Here is an 18,763-nt window from a genome sequence, read left to right as displayed (position 1 = left end):
GACAACAATATGAAGATGAGTGCCTTGGCATGTGACTCAGGCACTCATCTATTGAACTGGCTATGGCTGCATGTCTGTTGGTATGTGCGTCAGCGTTAATGCGCTGTCGTACATGTATTTAATGGGGCGTAGCCCTGCAAATATTACAGAGTGCTCCAACCTCCATCAGAATTCAGTACCGTACCTGAAATGTTTGCGGAGTCATCACTGAGAAGCCAAGTTATTGCAGCAGCAAGTTGTTCTGACGACGCAGGTGCAGGAGCCATAGAAAAGGCTTTGCCTAAGACTTCCATGGCATATTCAGATTTGAAGGGTGCCTCGATATTAGTCGCGACTCCTCCTGGAAGGACAGCGTTCGTTCTGATTCCCTTACGCGTATAGAATGCAGCGTTGTTCTTCGTTAACCCTATAACGGCATATTTCGAAGCCGTATATGCCGCTCCTGCCGCCAAACGCGTGGCCGCCTCGGATGAGATATTGACGATAGATCCCTTACCTGCGTCAATCATCAATGGCAGCACTGCTCTTGTGAGCTTCATAACAGCAGTGAGGTTCACTGCAATAACTCGATCCCATGTGGCGTTGTCTACCTCTGCGTTTGGTAGAAAGCCATCGGTTATCCCTGCGTTGTTTACCAGACCATCAATGTGTGGACCTGCGGCTTCCATAATGCGTTGAATTACTGACTCATCGCAGATGTCTCCCGCTACAGTTTCTAAAGGAGCATTACCTTGCTCAGCTTTGAAATCGGTAAGTCGTTGCGCACTGATATCTGTGGCAATTACTGTGCATCCTTCTTGTAGTAGTCGTGTAACAGTAGCTTTGCCTATCCCAGACCCCGCTCCTGTAACGATTATTGTTTGATTGTTGAATCTTGTCCCCGTTGACATTGTTCCTCCTTTTTACAAGGTAAGAACATCGTATTCGCTATCGTTTGAGAACACACCAAGAGTGAAGGTGTAAGGAATAATACTGTTCATCGCTCACAGCACCATAAGGCATCTTGTGCATCATGATGCCGTCATATAGAGGTGATAGAGAACAGGCAAGAATATTACTAAGCCAACCATTAGGATAGATATTCCCCAACGGAGCAACGGTCTGGTTGCTCCATCCCAGGCGGGTAAATTTCTGTATGCTCGTAATCTGAAGCACATGCCGCCCAAGCTGAGGATAAAGAATCCAGCTAACGTAATTATTAATCCGGCCCAAAAGCCTATGAGATACCAATCCATATGATGATGATAAAGAATCAGCGGGGAGCTTTGAATCCTTCTGTGGAGTGATTTCGTTCATCCCTTTGGATGAGTCAGATTGAGGTTAGTGCGGTATACATCACAGCAGTTACCGCAGTATCTCGATAATTTTTTGAGCTATGATCCGTTGATCTGGATTCAAACCGGTTTTAGGCGTAACCGCAAAAAAATGGCGTACAAAACTGTCTCCGAGGTTGAAGATGGGCACGCCATTGGGTGCTGACTGGCTTGATAACACCGTGCACCCTATCCCAGAAGCTAAAACCGAACAAATTTTTTCGTTGCTATCAAGCTCAACAACACGAGAGGGAGATAATCCGAAAGTCCTGAAAAACATGTCCGTGAAGTATCGCACACCTGACCCTGGTTCTCGTAACAGCCATAGTGCATCTGATGGAATTGACGAGCTATTATCTGGGGTTAGCACCATGTTGTGTTGTGTTTCATGTTGCTCTGCAGAGAGCTCATGGTCTTGCGGTGCATTGACGGCCAATACTAGCTGATCTTCGCATAACACATCGAGTTGGACAGTCTCGGTATCAACAGGTTTTTCGATGATACCCATTTGAGCATGTTTTTTGATGATCCCCTCAATGATTTGTTCAGAATTCATCGTATGCGCCGAGAAATCCATGGTGTCTAGCAGGCGATGCATTCCAGCTATTACACGAGGTAGGAGAGTGCTGGAAGCTGTGTGTGAAAGCATCAGCGTAAACGGTGTTTTTTGAAAGTTGCTTGGAGCCATGTGATACACCGCATCTGACCACTGTTGTAGTACCGAGGCAGCAGAATCGTAGAGACGACGTCCTGCAGGAGTTGGCAGCAATTCACTTTTTGCTCTTCTGATGAAGAGTTGTAGTCCAAAAGCGCTTTCCATTGTTGCAATACGTTTTGAAACAGTAGATTGAGCGATACCAAGTTCGTCGGCAGCAGCAGTGAATTCGCCTGTTTCAAATACCGCTACTAGCGTGATTAAGTGGGTGAAACTCAGATCATTAACTGTCGTCATTCAGCACCTCAGTAATGTCAGTGGATAGTTAAATTCCATTATGGAATAATTAATATATTTAATAGTAATTTGAAGAATGGATATATTGATTGCACACTAGCGGTATGAACAGCATGAATACCGCGCTTGCAGAAGCGGACACTGCAGTACGCCAACAAGAACTCAATGCCAATATAGGCACAGTTACAGAATCGAGAATGGTTAACTACCATCGCACAGTTCCTCTGCCCAAAGGAGGTCTAACTCTCGGGGTATTGGCTCTGGGAGCATTGTTGAGTACGCTCTTGCCCAACGACAGTATCTGGATTCATTGGGTTTTCGCTATACTGCCGTTACCATTTATGGTAACGATCATCGGCAAATGTCTAATTCACCCTTCACTGGTACTTAGCGCTGACATGTCTAATCCTGTTGTGGCACCTGTCTCTGCAACAGTGCTGATGTCATTAATGCAATATGCCAGTTACTTGTCCCCAATTGGGGGGAAGATGCATGTGATTGCGGTTGCACTATGGTACTTTGCCGTCAGCTGCAACATCATTTTGATGATTCACATAGCCAGTCGCTTCGTTATAAAAGATTTTAGTCTTAAGAATGTGTATCCAACATGGTTCGTAGGTTTTGTGGGGATTGTGGTCGCTTCGGCAACAGCGCAAGCAGTTGGACAGCAGCCACTTGGACTATTGATATTCTGGTGTGGATTTGTGCTTTATGCCGCGACCTTCGTGGTCGTAAGCATCAGAATGTTCCGTTTTGCTTTGCCTCAAGCTGTTCAGCCGACATTCTGCATTTATGCCGCACCCATGAGTCTGTCAATCGTTGGTTACACGACATCGGATAACAACCCCAACCCTGTGCTGGTATTAGTAATGTTGCTTTGTGCACAAGCCTTGTTGATAATGGTGTTGTGCCGATTACCAAAGTTGCTCAGCATATCCTTCGCTCCTTCATATGCAGCTATGACCTTTCCTTTCGTCATCACAGCGACTGCGCTGTACAAAGCACTGACATTATTCCAGAGCATTGGTTGGGCTGTGCCATCTTGGCTGTTTATCCTGCAAGGGATTGAAACAGCATTGGCAATAGTCATGGTCTCTTACGTCTTCTACTTATTTGTTAAATACGGGATACAGCAGTGGCAGAAAAGTGGGCAAGTAATAGCACCATGAGTCGTGCAACACTGAGGAAATCGTGCGATGAATGATTAATAATGTGTTCCACACTCTTTACACCTCCCAGATATGTCTTTAGAATCGTGGACATTGCAGGCCTAGGCTCAATCTGAGCTTATTGAAAGCTGAATGCCTTGGAAGGAGAACGCTATGCGTAGAGGATTCCAGGGAGCAGTGCTTGATGTGCTAGGCGCGAAACTACTCGATTTAACAGTTATCGATTCACAACTAGTGTGTTGGAGATACGCTGCGTAGAATAACCTTTTCTAGTGCGACGCGTTTCCCAGATGCCCTGTATGAGGCTGCTTCTTGGATCCGTTTATGGTTTCCACTGGCGAGTGGACGTGCTGTACAGCGCGGATACACGATTTCTTCGATATCGCGATACAGTGACGTATGCGATATCGATTTCTTTATCCATGCTGACGGTGGTCCCGCCTCGAAGTGGGCGAATGAAGCATAGTGAAACTCACCAATCCATTAAGAGTGCAATGCGATTCGAAAACTCGGTTTCATCTATGACACCAAGCTCAAAGAGGTCGCGTAGCTCTATCATTTCTTGTAAGGTTTCTCTGTCGTAGTCGCCATCTAGAACATAGTCATCCATGCGCAGATTATTGCACGGAAATCTGTTTATTGGCTTAATGAGGTCTATCGTCAACGGTATTCGCTCTTAGCGTTGCATTTGCGTAGCACAGGTGTATAGTCGTCATCGAATACAAAGACAATATGAGGCCGGAAGGACCGGTCATAGATAGAGATGTGTTTAGAAATTAAGAGAATTATTATGCATAAAGGCATGCGAATCCACTCTGATAAAAAACAGAAGTGGGATATGGCGCGCAGTGTGAGCGCGGAAGATAGAAGACTACGAGCAACTAGGAATGAAACGAAGCCCTACACTCTGCGGTCGGAAGCAGCGAAAGGCTTTCGCTCAATAGGAGTGGATTTTACTAAGTCTGATTTGGACGATTATGTATCGAGTGTCCTTGACGGGCGTGATTATCGCTTCGTGATTACCTTCTAAAACGAGTTTTCAACTACAACCATAATGTGCACAGCAAGTCTGTGAGTTCATTGCTTCGTAAGTGAATGAGAATGTTGGAATACCAATATTCTCGTGTCACCTCATACAAGAAACTCACAGACCCGCTGTGCACATTATGTATTATTGCAATTTATTGAAATTGCATACCGCCGTCAATGATTAATGTTTGACCAGTCATGTAATCAGAGTCGTGCCCAGCTAAGAAAGAGACGCCCGCAGCAACTTCTGAAGCTTCGCTCAAACGTCCTAGAGTGATGTCCTTTGAGAAGGTGGACATTCCCCACTCATCATCTTTACCTGCATTGACTGCAACTTGATGAGCTATATCCATCATCATTGGCGTTTTCACGATTCCTGGAGCGAAGGCATTTGCGGTGATGCCATCTTTAGCTAAATCTTTTGCAGCGACTTGTGTAAGACCGCGTATTGCGAATTTTGTTGAGCTATAGAGCATAAGGTTAGCGTTACCTACGACGCCTGCTTGACTCGCAGCATTGATGATTTTTCCTCCATGGCCTAAGGATTTGAACACTGCTACGGCAGCCTGCATACCCCATATGCATGAGGCAACGTTAATGTGATAGACCTTGTCGAAGAGCTCAGGAGTAATGGAATCAATAGGTGTGGTCGGTGCTATTCCGGCGTTATTCACCAACACATTCAGACCACCAAGTTCATCTGCAGCTTGATGAACTGCTGCTTCAAAACCTTCACGATCAGATACGTCGAGATGTATCGCGATAGCTTGACCACCCTCATCGCTAATCGATGTGGCGACTTGCTGTGCAAGCTTCGTGTTGAGATCAGCAATGGCGACAGCGAAGCCGTCGGCAACTAACCGTCGCGCTATAGATTCCCCAATGCCTTGCGCTGCACCTGTAATAAAAGCTACTTCTTTCGACATGATGCCAACCCCCTTGTTGCTTCATCTTTGACAGAGATCTCACACCGTTAAGGCGTGTGACTGCATTCAGTATATCCGCGAAATATGTATTCGTTTGATGACTACGTGCAAGTGGCGTCACAGCAATTGTGTGTAGCGAGATGTGCGCACCTTACACGGTATAGCTGTAAAACAGGGGAGTGCATACGAGTAATTGAGATTACCCAGTGTGTTGAAGTAGTGTTGGAGCATGATTGAAGCTCGACCATCACGTAATGCTTTACCGAAATCCGATTCATTGCTGCAGGGTGATGCCGTGTCAGTATCGGCGCGCCTTGGGCGTTTACAATTTCATAATTCAGGAAAGTTTCGCGTGTTGCAGCTCAGTGATATTCAGGATGGACCAAAGATATCCGCAGACACCATCAGTCTTATTGCGGCAGCATGCGACGCTTCCCGTCCTGATTTGGTAATTCTTACCGGTGATCAGATTGCAGGTTATGACGCGGCATATGCGAAAACATTTCGTAAACGTCGTTGGAGCACTGGTTGGGATGGCGTGTACGCAGCAGGTCGCAGTGTGAGTAATTGGTTTGGTAATGCTCTTCAGGGGGTGAACGGATTACCCACCCAATCAGCTACTGACTCATCTTCAGATGATGATCTGCAATCCGTTTCTCTAGACAGGTATGAGGAGTCTGCCGACGATAGAGAACGTGACCTTAACCATACGAAAGATTTAGTTCGACACAGTATTGCGCAATTTCTGTCTCCTCTTATCGAACGGGGTATCCCATTTGCAGTTACTTATGGCAATCATGATTTTCAGTGTGGGCTGGATACAGCTGAAATGGATGCCATCTATCGTGAGTTCCCGGGCTGCTTGAATCCAGAGTCCACGGTCGCCAGACCTGATCTGGCTCGTAAACTACCAGCTTCAGGATTGCAGAATCAGACTGCATATGCGATGGAGCCAGGTACCTTTGCCTTGCCCGTAACGGATATTTCAGGCAGGCGAAACGTGCTGGGATTGACTATTATTGATTCTGGTGATTATGCCAAAACTGGTGGTTATGGTGTTCCGTCACGTTCAGCTTTAGGATTTTTGGCGCGTGTGCCTAGTTTGCTGCAAACGAAATCAATTGTATTTCAACACATACCATTGCCGCAGTTTTATGAATTGCTTCGACCGGTACCAACCACCACGCCGTACGCGATTCAGGGCTATCGTGCTTACGATTCTCAGTGCTACGTTCTGGATGAATCTCAAACATTAGCCGGTAGCTATCTCGGTGAGGGTATTAGTTGCCCAGATACAGATTGTGGCGAATTTGAAATTATGCGTAGGAGTGAGGGATATTTCGCACTATTTGCCGGACATGACCATCGCAATGGTTTCGTTGGCAATTACGATGGAATCATGCTTGGGGCTACGCCAACTTGTGGTTTTGGATCTTATGGACCAGTTCCTCGCAAACGTGCAGTGAGGTTGTTTGAGTTTGATATTCGTCACCCGCACAATCCACGAACGCAATTGTTAGAGTTTGGAGATCTCGTGGGTAAACCACAGACTCATAAGGCCTACACCTTCGCTCTGAGCCATATGCCCAGCTCGACAGGAGACGCGGTGAACCTTCTGCGCAAACCTGGGGTGCTAGCCGGCACTCTAGCAACTATAGCTGCGCTGTTCGCATCATTGAGGGCCTCAAGAAAACATTGAGCGTGAGAATGTCAGAGCGCTGATATGAGGCTGCTCAATGTTGTCAGAACCCTACGTCATCTAGTTGCTATCGATAGCGCAGAACCTTCTCAGAGCTTTCCTGCAAGTGGAGCTGCCTTGACTATGGCATCTGAGAGATATTTGCCCGCTGCCATAACTAGAGGGGCATAATGGCGTCCCGGTGCTGCTCCCATACGATCAGTTGGACCAGAAATCGAAATCGCTGCAATAACGCTGCCAGAAGCGTTTCGAATGGGTGCCGAGATCGAAGAGACTCCAGCCTCGCGCTCATTTGAGGATTCAGCCCAGCCACGTTTGCGAACAGCAGCGAGTTTGCTGGCTGTGAACTTCGCATGCCGCAAGCCTCGATGTAGACGTTCGGAATCCTCCCAGGCGAGCAGTATTTGCGCTGCCGATCCAGCCTCCATCGAGAGCATCGCGCCGACAGGAATAGAGTCGCGAAGTCCGCTGCTGCGTTCCACAGATGCTATGCAAACGCGCTGATCGCCTTGTCGACGAAAAATTTGGGCGGACTCACCTGTGCGGTCTAGCAGCGTTTGAAGGATTGGACCTGCTGCTGTCAATAATCTGTCTTCTCCTGCCGCTGCTGCTAGCTCTGCAAAACGAGAACCAAGAACAAAGCGACCGTGTGAGTCTCTTAATACAAAGCGATGTCTCTCAAGGGCAATAGCTAGGCGATGTGCCGTGGGGCGCGCAAGCCCAGTTGCTGCAACGAGCTGTCCCAGAGTTGAAGGTCCTGATTCTAACGCATCCAGTATCTTGACCGTTTTGTCAAGAACCCCGACACCAGAATGTATTTCTGAGTCCTCAACAGTGACTGAGGGTGAAGGGGTAGATTGTGTAGCAAGATCGTTGGTGTTTCGCCGGTCTTGGCTTATTTCAGGAAGGGATTCGCTAAAGGTCATATAAGGGATTATGCCATCTCATATTGTGAAATGCAAAAGTCCAGAAATTGATTGACGCACCATACTCGAGTCAAGGCACAAAAACGCTTTTCGTTCCTATAAACAGGAACGGGATGAACGAATGAGGTGGATGATGGGAACAACGCTGGCCGAGAAGGTCTGGGCCGACCATTTGGTGCGTCAAGGGCAAGATGGAGCACCGGACTTAATATATATTGATTTACAGCTTATGCATGAAGTGACCAGTCCTCAGGCTTTTGAGGGTCTTCGTCTGGCTCACCGTGGGCTACGTCGCACAGATTTGACTATTGCAACCGAGGACCATAACACTCCTACAGTGGATATCGATCGTCCAATTGCAGATAAGACCTCCGCGCTGCAGATTTCAACGTTGGAAAGCAATTGCAAGGAGTTTGGCGTTAGACTTCATGCTCTAGGAGATGCGGATCAAGGTATTGTGCATCAGGTTGGTCCTCAGCTTGGGCTAACTCAACCAGGTATGACAGTGGTATGCGGTGATTCTCACACCTCAACACATGGAGCTTTTGGAGCGCTGGCTTTTGGCATAGGTACCTCAGAGGTTGAACATGTGATGGCCACTCAGACACTCAGTCTTAAACCATTCAAAACCATGGCTATCAATGTTGAAGGTGATTTGCCTGAGGGAGTGACTGCAAAAGACATCGTTTTAGCGATTATTGCCAAAATAGGTACCGGCGGCGGGCAAGGGCATGTGCTCGAATATAGAGGAAAGGCCATTCATCAGCTGTCAATGGAAGCTCGTATGACCATTTGTAACATGTCGATTGAGGCTGGTGCAAGGGCAGGTATGATTTCTCCAGATGAGATTACCTATGAGTATCTTAAAGGGCGTCCGCATGCGCCTGAAGGCGAAATGTGGGACCGCGCTGTTGAGTACTGGAAAACTTTGCAGACTGATGATGACGCAGTATTTGACAAGGAAGTGACACTTGATGCTTCACAGTTGGCGCCTTTTGTAACCTGGGGCACCAACCCAGGTCAGGGTTTACCTATTAATGCAGATGTACCGATTCCGGAGCAGATTAATGACGAGACTCAGCGCCGTGCAGCAGCCAGCGCTATCGCCTATATGGGTTTGGAACCGGGTATGTCCATCAAGGCAATTCCTGTAGATACGGTGTTTATTGGTTCATGCACGAATGGTCGTATAGAGGACTTGCGCGCAGCAGCATCCGTAATGAAGGGACGCCACAAGGCTAAGAACATTCATCGTGTACTGGTGGTTCCAGCATCCTCAAGGGTTCGCTTACAGGCAGAGAGCGAAGGCCTTGACAAGGTTTTTGAAGCCTTCGGTGCAGAGTGGCGTAATGCTGGTTGCTCGATGTGCTTGGGAATGAACCCTGACAAGATGGTTCCTGGGGAGCGCGCTATCTCAACATCTAACAGGAATTTTGAGGGACGCCAGGGAAAAGGAAGTCGAACTCATTTAGCGTCGCCTCTTGTGGCAGCAGCGACTGCGGTGCGTGGCACTATCAGCAGTCCTATTGATTTGTAATGAACGAAGCCGCGAAGAATGCTATTTGTGATGATATGTGAAAAGGTGCGTTAGATATGGAAAAACTCAATGTGATTACCGGTGTGGGGGTACCACTTCGGCGTTCGAATGTTGACACTGATCAAATCATTCCAGCCGTATTTTTGAAACGAGTTACGAAGTCTGGATTTGAGGACGCCTTGTTTTATGCTTGGCGACGTGACCCAACATTTGTGTTGAATCAACAAGGGTACTCTAGCGGGCAAATACTGGTGACTGGGCCTGATTTTGGTATTGGCTCATCCCGTGAACATGCTGTATGGGCTTTGCATGATTATGGATTTCGTGTGGTGATTGCTCCTCGCTTCGCGGATATTTTCTATGGCAATGCTGCAAAGAATGGAGTGCTTGCCGCTATTATGCCTCAGGAGTCTATAGAGCTACTGTGGAAAATGCTAGAAGAGGAGCCTGGCCGCAGTATCACTGTGAATCTTGAAGAGCGTACGGCTACCTGCGGGGATGTTACGCTGTCTTTCGAAGTGGACGACTATACGCGTTGGCGTTTGATGAATGGATTTGACGACATCGATTTGACATTGCAACACGAAGAGGACATCACCGCCTATGAGAAGCGCCGAGCTGAGCGTTTCCCTTTCAAGCCAACGACTCTTCCTGCAAAGCATCTCCCTTCCCGCTCCATTACTTCCGCCCGCGAAGAGCAAGACAATTGGCCCGGACCTCTCAGTGCAAGAGCTTAGTAAGCTCTTGCAGAGGTTCGGGCAGCGAAGGCATTTCCTACGGAATGCCGGAGCAGTAGGGCTGTGTGGCGAAGCCGCATCTGTTGTTGCTGAATACCGGACCTCTCAGTGCAAGAGCTTAGCTGAGCCGTCAGAAGGGATGCCCGGTGGGCATTCCTTAGGCTCGGTGAGCGGCCGCTAAGGCTGTGATGGTAATCACCATAGCGATTGCCATACGGTGTAACGCAAAACGCAACTTTCAAAGAAATCAGGCTGGGCCAGCAATCGCATGCGGTGATACCTGCTTGTTTGAATATAACGGCTGCGAGAAGATACGCGCGATGACAATGACTACAAATTGCGCTCGCAATTTCCTCCATCGCTTCGTGTTACTGATAATGAGGGTGTCATTCGTACATTACTGCGCAATACCGCATATAAGTGCACATCTGACAAGCTGAATATCTCTCGATTGTCGTTGAGCATCATGTTGTGTAGGGATTTGAAAATAGAAACAGCGTCGCATGATTCAAGAATGGCAGAATTGCAACGTTTGTATTGTGTATATAGACCGGCTTAGCCCAATAATCCCTACACAAATTGCAGAACACCGTTTATCTAGGGCAAAACGACGGTGTTTACTCCGTTAATCCTCAGTTTCCACCTGTTCACGTGTCAGCATGCATTGTGTAATTACAATACTGCCCGATACCTTTCTCATATCGGGCAGTATTGTATGCGGTTTCCTCAATCATGGCTTAGCGCATGCGGTAATGCACAGTTTCGGGAGAGAGGTTACAGTGTTGACAAGAGCACGGAGCAACGCGATGAATACAGTGTGTGGGAATCCTGCATATCTGGGAACCACTGTGCAAGGGAGAGTATATGAGCAGCCGAACTGTTGAAGCCGACCGTTATACCAATGAGAACGGTAGCCAGCAGCCATTCTATGACGTTCGACGCAGTTATGAAGAAAACTATAATGAAGGTCCTTTTGGTGCCTTCTCACAGATTTCTGCTTCTGCGGTATCGGACGATTCTAGTGTTGACACCCCCTATAACTTTCTTGGACAACAGCTGAGAACGCCTTTCGGTATCCCTGCTGGACCGCTTCTCAACAGTGCTTTCACTGATGCCGCGTTCCGGATGGGATTTGACATTTGCGTATACAAAACAGTGCGTTCAAGGGCATGGGAATGTAACCCTTTTCCTAACGTGTTAGCAGTCCACCCGAAATCAGCAAACGGTTTTTTGGAAGCTGGAAGCACTGAGAGTGAGGAGGGCGTTCTGGCTGATGACCATTATGAACGTCCGATTTCTATCTCCAACTCTTTCGGAGTACCTTCACGCGACCCTGATATATGGCAGCCTGATATGCAGAAGGCCATTGCCCATGCTGGTACAGGGCAGTTACTCATTGGCAGCTTCCAGGGTTCGCGCCTTTCTGGAATGGATACCAAGGCGTATATCCAGGATCATGTGGATACCGCAGCACTATTGTTGGAAACTGGCGCAAAGGTTATTGAGATGAACACCAGTTGCCCGAATGAAGGCAAAAATAAACTATTGTGTGATGATCCGATATTGGTTGGCCAAATTTGTGAAGCTGTTAAAAATAATATCGGTGATGTTCCCTTAATCGTAAAGTTGGCGTTCATTCCCGATAACCGAGCTTTGAATCGACTCATAGAGGCCACGGTTGCTCATCGCGTGGTGCAAGGTTTAGCGACTATCAATACGATTTCTGCCAAACTCGTCGATGCCCAAGGGAATCAAGCCCTTCCAGGTGAAGGACGTGAGCGTAGTGGCGTGTGCGGCAATGCAATACGGCCTTCTGGTCTTGATATGGTCACTAGATTGAATGACATACGTTCTCAACAACATTTGGATTTCTCGATTGTTGGTGTAGGCGGTGTCCTCGACGCCAGAGATTTCGCTCAGTATCGTCAGGCGGGAGCAGATGTGGTAATGAGCGCAACCGGCGCGATGTGGGATCCGAATCTCGCCAAAAGCGTATCGCGTTCTTTGCGAGAATAGTGCTGGGCGCAGCGGCGCTTGGTGTGGAGGCTGGGTTCGGCTTCCCGCACATTTCACGGTGTCCCCACATGCGGTGTGGGAGACTATTTGAAGTTGTAAAGAGAATCAGTCTTGTAAAGGCTGTGTTCGTACAAAGAGGAGTCTGCCGTGGCCAGTGTTGAACCCGAGAGAGATGTGCTGCATGTTGTGGGAGGTAAACCTCTCGAAGGCACCATTAAGGTACGTGGAGCAAAGAATTTTGTTAGTAAAGCTATGGTTGCTGCCCTGCTCGCCCCAGGTGTTTCAACGCTTAAAAATGTCCCTGAGATTCGTGATGTCCAAGTGGTATCCGACTTGCTCAGACTGCATGGCGTCGGTGTTGATGTGCAGTCAAAAGAGGGTGTGGTCACCATTGATGCGAGCCATGTTGAGCTCGCAGATGTTGCAGATGTGGATACTCTTTCAGGCTCGTCAAGGATTCCTATCCTGTTTTCTGGACCGTTACTGCATCGTCTTGGCGAAGCGTTCATTCCGGCCTTAGGTGGATGTCGCATTGGGAGTCGTCCGATTGATTTTCATCTGGAAACTCTTCGACGGCTTGGAGCTCAAGTCGATAAAGAGCATGAGGCAGGAATTCATATTACTGCTCCTGAGGGCTTGCACGGGGCAAAGATTCATCTTCCGTATCCATCGGTTGGTGCTACGGAGCAGACCTTGCTTGCTGCTGTGTTGGCTGAGGGCAAAACTGAGCTTTCTGGTGCTGCTACAGAACCGGAGATTATGGACCTAGTAGCTGTGCTACAAAAGATGGGTGCTCAGATTTCTGTTGACGTAGACCGTACGATTCGTATTGAGGGTGTTAAAGCACTTAAGGGATACACGCATACTTCATTACCTGATCGTATTGAAGGAGCTAGCTGGGCTTCTGCCGCACTGGCTACTCATGGCGACATATTTGTTGAGGGAGCCGATCAGCCTTCGATGATGACCTTCCTTAACGTGTTTCGCAAAATTGGTGGAGAGTTCGACATCAGTGATCGGGGTATACGTTTTTGGCACCCTGGCGGTGATTTGAAACCTGTAGCAATCGAAACAGATGTGCATCCTGGTTTTATGACGGATTGGCAGCAGCCACTTGTAGTTGCACTTACACAAGCCAAAGGTTTGAGCATCGTTCACGAGACCGTGTATGAGAATCGTTTCGGTTTTACTAAGCCTTTAATCTCAATGGGAGCCACGATTCAGCTGTATCGTGAATGCCTCGGTTCATTGCCATGCCGTTTCCAACAGCGCAATTTCGAGCACTCCGCTGTCATATTCGGGCCGACACCATTAACCGGACAAGATATCGACGTGCCAGATCTGCGTGGAGGGTTCAGCCACCTCATCGCCGCGCTCACTGCAACAGGTCCGTCAACCGTTCATGGAATCTCGCTAATTGATCGTGGATACGAAGATTTCCGTGAGAAACTCAGTGCTTTGGGAGCTGATATTTCCTGAATCTGTGTATGGTTTCTCCGATATCTCCGCATAGTTCGTGCCGTTGGGTCGGGGCATAGGGCACAATAGAGATATGGTATCCAAAGGAAAACCTTCTCCGCGTTCTGCTGTGAAGCCTCTTGATGATGTGCAGATGGACAGACTTCGTGAACGACATCAGCTTGTGGACCCCACGCAGTATTACCCTACGGGGGTTCATCGTCCTAATGTCGCTGAGATCGCAGCCCAGAATCCCAAAGATACGGATCGCTTACTCGCGGGTGCCACATGGGTTGTTCGTAACAGTTGTAAAGTGCGAGCGTGGGGACTGGAGAATGTTCCTGAGACTGACACATTTATTACTGCTGCCACGCATGTGACTCAATTCGACGTGTTTATACCGATGATGTCGTTATTCCACATGGGTCGGCGCCCGCGGTATATGGCCAAAGCCGAGATGGCTGGCTGGCCTGTCATCGGCAAGTGGTTTCAGTTGGTAGGTATGCAAGCAGTTCCACGACGTACTGGTCAGGCTCGTGTGATCGAAGAAGAATCCATTAACATCATTGCTTCAGGACGTCCGCTTACAGTTTGGCCAGAAGGAACGGTTACTCGTGATCCAGCGAAGTGGCCAATGACGCTGAAACCTGGCATTGGATATATTGCTTTAGAAGCTTCCCGTCGTTTAGGTAAACAGATTCCACTGCATGTGGCAGTAACTTGGGGTGCAGCTTCAATTAATCATTGGTGGCCTTGGCCACGTAAAAATGTGGTGCTCTGCTATGACGTAGCACTGGATTATGCAGATCTGCTCAGTGATGTTAGCGATTGGGGTGATGAGCCACCTATTGCGTCAGTGATTGAGCTTGCTCATCGTGTGCGAAGCCGCATGGAAGAAATTATGGTGGAGATTCGTGGTGAAGAACCACCTCCAGAGGGGCTCTGGGACTATCCCACCATGACTCGTCAAGCGCGATAAATTCATCAAATGCCTAAGGTAATAGTCAATATTGGGATAGCCTAATCAGCTCAATCGACCAGAAATGAACATAAAAGTTGGGAAGTGCCGTATGCGACGCTTTCTGTTTGGAGCGACAAAATGAACGTAAGTGTGTTGGGTGCGGGTGCCTGGGGAACCACATTCGGTCAGGTTTTGGCAGACGCTGGCAATTCGGTCACGATGTGGGGCTTAGAACCAGAAATTGTTGAAGACATCAATACCAATCACCGGAATAGTTCACGTTTGCCGAGTGTGGATCGTCTACCGGATTCGATGGTCGCCAGCACTGATCGTGCAGAAGCGGTACAGGATGCGGACATTATTGTTGTGGCGATTGCAGCACAATTTGCTCGTGGCGCTCTTAAGCAATTTGCTCCATTCATACCCAATAACGCTGTTGTAGTGTCATTAATGAAAGGCATTGAGCGCAGCACAGGAGCCAGAATGGACGAGGTGGTGCGTGAATCTTTGCAGCTTTCCTCAGAGCGTTTTGCTGCAGTATCAGGACCAAATCTCAGTAAAGAAGTTGCTGCAAAACAACCAAGCGCAACAGTTGTTGCATCTGCTTCGCCTGATGTTGCTCGCAAAGTTGCTTCAGCTTGCACGACAAGCTATTTCAAGGCATATACATCCCCTGACGTGGTAGGACTTGAACTGTGTGGATCGTTAAAAAACGTGGTAGCTCTTGCTGTAGGCATGTGTAGAGGTGCTGGATATGGTGAGAACACTGCTGCGCTGGTACAGACCCGTGGACTTGCAGAACTGATAGCTTTAGGTGTGGCAAGTGGAGCGCAGGAACATACTTTCGCAGGCTTGGCAGGCGTAGGCGATTTGATTGCTACTTGTGGTTCACCGCTGAGTAGAAACTACACGTTTGGATCGAACCTTGGCAAAGGTATGTCTCCAGAAGAAGCCACGAAAGCAAGTAATGGTGTCGCTGAAGGCGTACCTACCACAACAGCTATGGCAGATCTGGGCAAGAAACTTGGTGTTGCAACACCCTTAGCGAGCGCGATGAGTCGCGTCCTCAGTGAGGGTCTGTCTTGTGGGCAGATGCTTGATGAGTTGTTCGCATCGGATATTTCCGCAGAGTGAGTGCCTGCAGCGTGTCTCCTCGTTCTACGTGCTGAAGTTGTGGATGACGTCGTTCTTAACCCTACGGTTGGTGGGTGAGGGGTAATCTTTCTAACAGCTGGGAACATGTTGCGGTTGCGCAATTGTCGATGAAGGAGCGTCATGCCAAAGAAGCGGATTGTGGTCTTATACGGTGGTCGAGCGGATGAGCATCCAATCTCCTGCGTCTCAGCATCTGGTGTGCTTAATGCTATCGATACCAATCGTTTCGATGTCGTGACTGTTGGTATTACTCGCAGTGGGCAGTGGATTATTAACGGTGAAGATCCTCGCGGCTGGAGTCTCGACGATGAAAGTCTGCCAAGTGTAGAAATAACTGAGAATTCTCAACCTATTCTATTGGATGTGGCACGTGGTGCTGACGGTTTCATGGTCGGTGAGCATAGTGATTTAATCGGGAATAACGATGCCGAGACGACAAGCTTTCCTACCCTTTCATCTCAGAATAAAGTCACTCCGCTTGGACATGTTGATGCAGTATTTCCAGTTTTGCACGGTCCCTTCGGCGAAGATGGAACTGTGCAAGGGCTACTTGAGATGATGGATGTGCCCTACGTAGGATGTGGCGTGTTCGCCTCTGCTGCGTGCATGGATAAACATTTTACGAAAGTGCTACTGAGAGCTTCTGGTATCGGTGTTGCGCCATGGATCACTGTTGATACGAGAGAAATTCCCAATACTGATCAGGGCAAGAAGCAATTTGCTCAGCAAGTGTTGGCAAACATTGCAGATGCGCATTTGCATTATCCACTTTTCGTTAAACCTTCTCGCGCAGGGTCAAGTTTTGGTGTGACGAAAATTGAGCACGTAGGAGATGCAGCAGAACTGATGTCTGCTCTGCTTGAAGCATCTACTCATGACTGGAGAGTGCTAGTTGAAGAGGGTATTAGCGGACGCGAAATTGAGTGTGCCGTATTGAAACCTTCCGCACTAGATCCAGTCTCTACAAGCTTGCCAGGCGAAGTGGTGCTCGACAGTCGCGAAGAGGACAATGAGTCCTTCTACGATTTCGATAGCAAATATAGAGATGCTGAGGCATCGCATGTTGAGGTACCTGCACATCTTCCTGCAGATACCTTGCAGCAGGTGCGAGACCTAGCTGCACATGCTTTTGCGGCAGTGGATGGCAAAGGGCTCAGCCGAGTTGACACTTTTGTTAGTGATGATGGAGAAGTGATGGTCAACGAGATTAACACTATGCCAGGTTTTACTCCTATCTCCATGTATTCCAAGGCTTGGGATGCTACGGGTGTCAGCTATACAGAGCTGATTACTAAGCTCATCGAAGGTGTACTGCGCTAAAGCGTGTTAAGCATGTTAAACATGGTCTGTTGATACGCTGGATGGCACTGAAAAGGTGCCTATATTCGTTTGTGTAGGGATTTGTGACCGCACCAGATCTGTATAGCGTGGTTAATCGTTGAAATTGCAATCTTTGTGTATACACAATAGCGTCAATATGCTGACAAATCCCTACACAAATCGCCCGCCTACAATTGTGCTCCCTAAAAGTTCACTTGAGGATACTCAAATGACGCGAAGCGTTCATGTTGCTAACCCCTAACCTTCACTGTGTCGACCTAATCTCCTGATTTGGGGAATAAAGGTGCACCATGCGCCTTTGACTAGGAAGATGATGAGACGAATGCAACCTGCGCAAATTGAGGATGCAAGCCTGGCCTTCCCGTTATGTTTCGAAAGGAATGTCGTGAAATCTCTGCGTAAGCTTATGACGGTTTCAGTGGCCGTTATGCTCTCTGTTTCCACGCTTGCAGCCTGTGGATCAGGTTCTGCCAGCACAGCATCGGCAGGTAGCACTTCAACAGCCGATTCCAAAGCTGCATCAGCTACTTCGCTTTCCGATTTTGGCACTATGGATGATCTAGTGAAGGCAGCCAATGCTGAGGGGGCGCTCAACGTTATTGCTCTACCACATGACTGGTCGAATTATGGTGAGGTAATCTCCGCGTTCAAGAAGAAATACCCGAAAATCAAGGTTAATGAATCTAATCCAAATGCTTCTTCAAAAGAAGAGATTGATGCGATTAAGACTAATGCTGGAACGGATGCGGCCCCCGATGTGGTTGATGTTGGTCTCGCTGTAGCAGCAACCAGCACACAGTATTTTGCTCCATATAAGGTTCAAGCATGGGATTCAATTCCTGATAGTCTCAAGGACTCCACAGGTTTGTATCATGCCGGTTATACCGGGATTATGTCAGTCGGTTGGAACAAGGACAAGTACGGTTCCATAAGTTCCCTCGACGATTTGTTGGATACTAAATTCGCAGGAACTGTTGCGTTGAATGGTAAACCCGCCGAGGCTGGTGCTGCATTCAACGGATTCTTAATGGCCAACGCACTTTCTGGTGGAAGCCTGACAAACTTGCAACCCGGTTTGGATTTCTTCAAGAATTTGAAAGACAAAGGAAACCTGACTCAGGTAGATGTGACCGACGGCACTATTGATTCAGGACAAACCGGAGTGGTATTTGACTGGACGTATAATCAGGCATCTTACAAGAAGAGCCTCAAATCCAAAGGCGTTGATTGGGAGTATAAAACCTTCCCGAAGGCTCAGGTTGTTTCTTATTACAACCAGGCTGTTAACAAAGAAGCCCCACACCCGGCAGCAGCTCGTCTGTGGGAAGAGTTTTTGTACACGGCCGATGCACAGAATCTATGGTTGAAGGGTGGCGCTACGCCAGTACTGCTGTCAGCTATGGAAAAAGATGGCACCGTTGACAAGGATATTCTCGCAGATCAGACCCAGCTTGAGGGAGATACGATTTCCTACACGAATGATGACTCAACACGCATCACGGCATGGCTTCAAAGCAACTGGGATAAGACGATCGGTAACTGAA

Annotated in this window: 16 protein-coding genes; 12 read left to right on the top strand and 4 right to left on the bottom strand. The window is 48.1% G+C overall.

From position 1 onward, the window contains the following. Positions 1–143 precede the first annotated feature (143 nt). Entirely contained in the window at positions 144–890 is a 747-nt protein-coding gene (locus LKI20_RS09350) for an SDR family NAD(P)-dependent oxidoreductase (RefSeq protein ID WP_291773079.1), read from the bottom strand. Between the two features lie 454 nt (positions 891–1,344). After that, a complete protein-coding gene (locus LKI20_RS09345) occupies positions 1,345–2,265 on the bottom strand; it encodes a LysR family transcriptional regulator (RefSeq protein WP_291773077.1) in 921 nt (306 codons plus the stop codon). 104 nt (positions 2,266–2,369) lie between these two features. On the opposite strand from LKI20_RS09345, the gene LKI20_RS09340 reads away from it, so the two are divergent. From LKI20_RS09340 to LKI20_RS09335, 3 genes are all read left to right on the top strand, one after another. Beyond that, a complete protein-coding gene (locus LKI20_RS09340; protein WP_291773075.1) occupies positions 2,370–3,434 on the top strand; it encodes a TDT family transporter in 1,065 nt (354 codons plus the stop codon). Between the two features lie 250 nt (positions 3,435–3,684). Continuing rightward, positions 3,685–3,900: a siderophore-interacting protein gene (locus LKI20_RS09860; protein ID WP_366936185.1), complete on the top strand. Its 216-nt coding sequence runs from the start codon at positions 3,685–3,687 to the stop codon at positions 3,898–3,900. A 324-nt stretch (positions 3,901–4,224) separates the two neighbouring features. Then, on the top strand, positions 4,225–4,464 hold the full coding sequence (locus tag LKI20_RS09335; RefSeq protein ID WP_291773073.1) for a hypothetical protein: 240 nt from the start codon (positions 4,225–4,227) through the stop codon (positions 4,462–4,464). 151 nt (positions 4,465–4,615) lie between these two features. Here LKI20_RS09335 and LKI20_RS09330 read toward each other — a convergent pair whose 3' ends face one another. Continuing rightward, positions 4,616–5,389, bottom strand: coding sequence for a (S)-acetoin forming diacetyl reductase (locus tag LKI20_RS09330; RefSeq protein ID WP_291773071.1), 774 nt, complete (start codon positions 5,387–5,389; stop codon positions 4,616–4,618). A gap of 229 nt (positions 5,390–5,618) precedes the next feature. Here LKI20_RS09330 and LKI20_RS09325 point away from each other — a divergent pair, with 229 nt between their 5' ends. After that, a complete protein-coding gene (locus LKI20_RS09325; RefSeq protein WP_291773069.1) occupies positions 5,619–7,088 on the top strand; it encodes a serine/threonine protein phosphatase in 1,470 nt (489 codons plus the stop codon). An 89-nt stretch (positions 7,089–7,177) separates the two neighbouring features. On the opposite strand, the gene LKI20_RS09320 is transcribed toward LKI20_RS09325, so the two are convergent. After that, positions 7,178–8,014: an IclR family transcriptional regulator gene (locus LKI20_RS09320; protein WP_291773068.1), complete on the bottom strand. Its 837-nt coding sequence runs from the start codon at positions 8,012–8,014 to the stop codon at positions 7,178–7,180. A 133-nt stretch (positions 8,015–8,147) separates the two neighbouring features. On the opposite strand from LKI20_RS09320, the gene leuC reads away from it, so the two are divergent. From leuC to LKI20_RS09280, 8 genes are all read left to right on the top strand, one after another. Further along, on the top strand, positions 8,148–9,551 hold the full coding sequence (gene leuC / locus LKI20_RS09315) for a 3-isopropylmalate dehydratase large subunit (protein ID WP_291773525.1): 1,404 nt from the start codon (positions 8,148–8,150) through the stop codon (positions 9,549–9,551). A gap of 56 nt (positions 9,552–9,607) precedes the next feature. Next, the gene (leuD, locus tag LKI20_RS09310; protein WP_291773066.1) at positions 9,608–10,288 is read left to right on the top strand and encodes a 3-isopropylmalate dehydratase small subunit; all 681 of its coding nucleotides are present in this window, start codon (positions 9,608–9,610) and stop codon (positions 10,286–10,288) included. An 864-nt stretch (positions 10,289–11,152) separates the two neighbouring features. Next, positions 11,153–12,304, top strand: a complete 1,152-nt coding sequence (locus tag LKI20_RS09305; RefSeq protein WP_291773065.1) for a diguanylate cyclase — start codon at positions 11,153–11,155, stop codon at positions 12,302–12,304. 147 nt (positions 12,305–12,451) lie between these two features. Then, the gene (gene murA, locus LKI20_RS09300; protein ID WP_291773063.1) at positions 12,452–13,783 is read left to right on the top strand and encodes a UDP-N-acetylglucosamine 1-carboxyvinyltransferase; all 1,332 of its coding nucleotides are present in this window, start codon (positions 12,452–12,454) and stop codon (positions 13,781–13,783) included. A gap of 73 nt (positions 13,784–13,856) precedes the next feature. Next, positions 13,857–14,741 carry a lysophospholipid acyltransferase family protein gene (locus tag LKI20_RS09295; protein ID WP_291773061.1) on the top strand — a complete coding sequence of 295 codons (885 nt, stop codon included), beginning with the start codon at positions 13,857–13,859 and terminating at the stop codon, positions 14,739–14,741. Positions 14,742–14,861: 120 nt separating this feature from the next. Then, a complete protein-coding gene (locus tag LKI20_RS09290; RefSeq protein ID WP_291773059.1) occupies positions 14,862–15,857 on the top strand; it encodes an NAD(P)H-dependent glycerol-3-phosphate dehydrogenase in 996 nt (331 codons plus the stop codon). A 141-nt stretch (positions 15,858–15,998) separates the two neighbouring features. Beyond that, entirely contained in the window at positions 15,999–17,198 is a 1,200-nt protein-coding gene (locus tag LKI20_RS09285) for a D-alanine--D-alanine ligase family protein (protein ID WP_291773057.1), read from the top strand. A gap of 427 nt (positions 17,199–17,625) precedes the next feature. Continuing rightward, a complete protein-coding gene (locus LKI20_RS09280; protein ID WP_434734957.1) occupies positions 17,626–18,762 on the top strand; it encodes an ABC transporter substrate-binding protein in 1,137 nt (378 codons plus the stop codon). Position 18,763 lies beyond the last annotated feature (1 nt).

The sequence above is a fragment of the Bifidobacterium sp. genome (assembly GCF_022647885.1).
In the GTDB taxonomy this organism is placed as follows: Bacteria; Actinomycetota; Actinomycetes; order Actinomycetales; family Bifidobacteriaceae; genus Bombiscardovia.
Note: the sequence above shows the minus strand (reverse complement) of the source record. Positions and strands in the feature narration are given on the sequence as shown.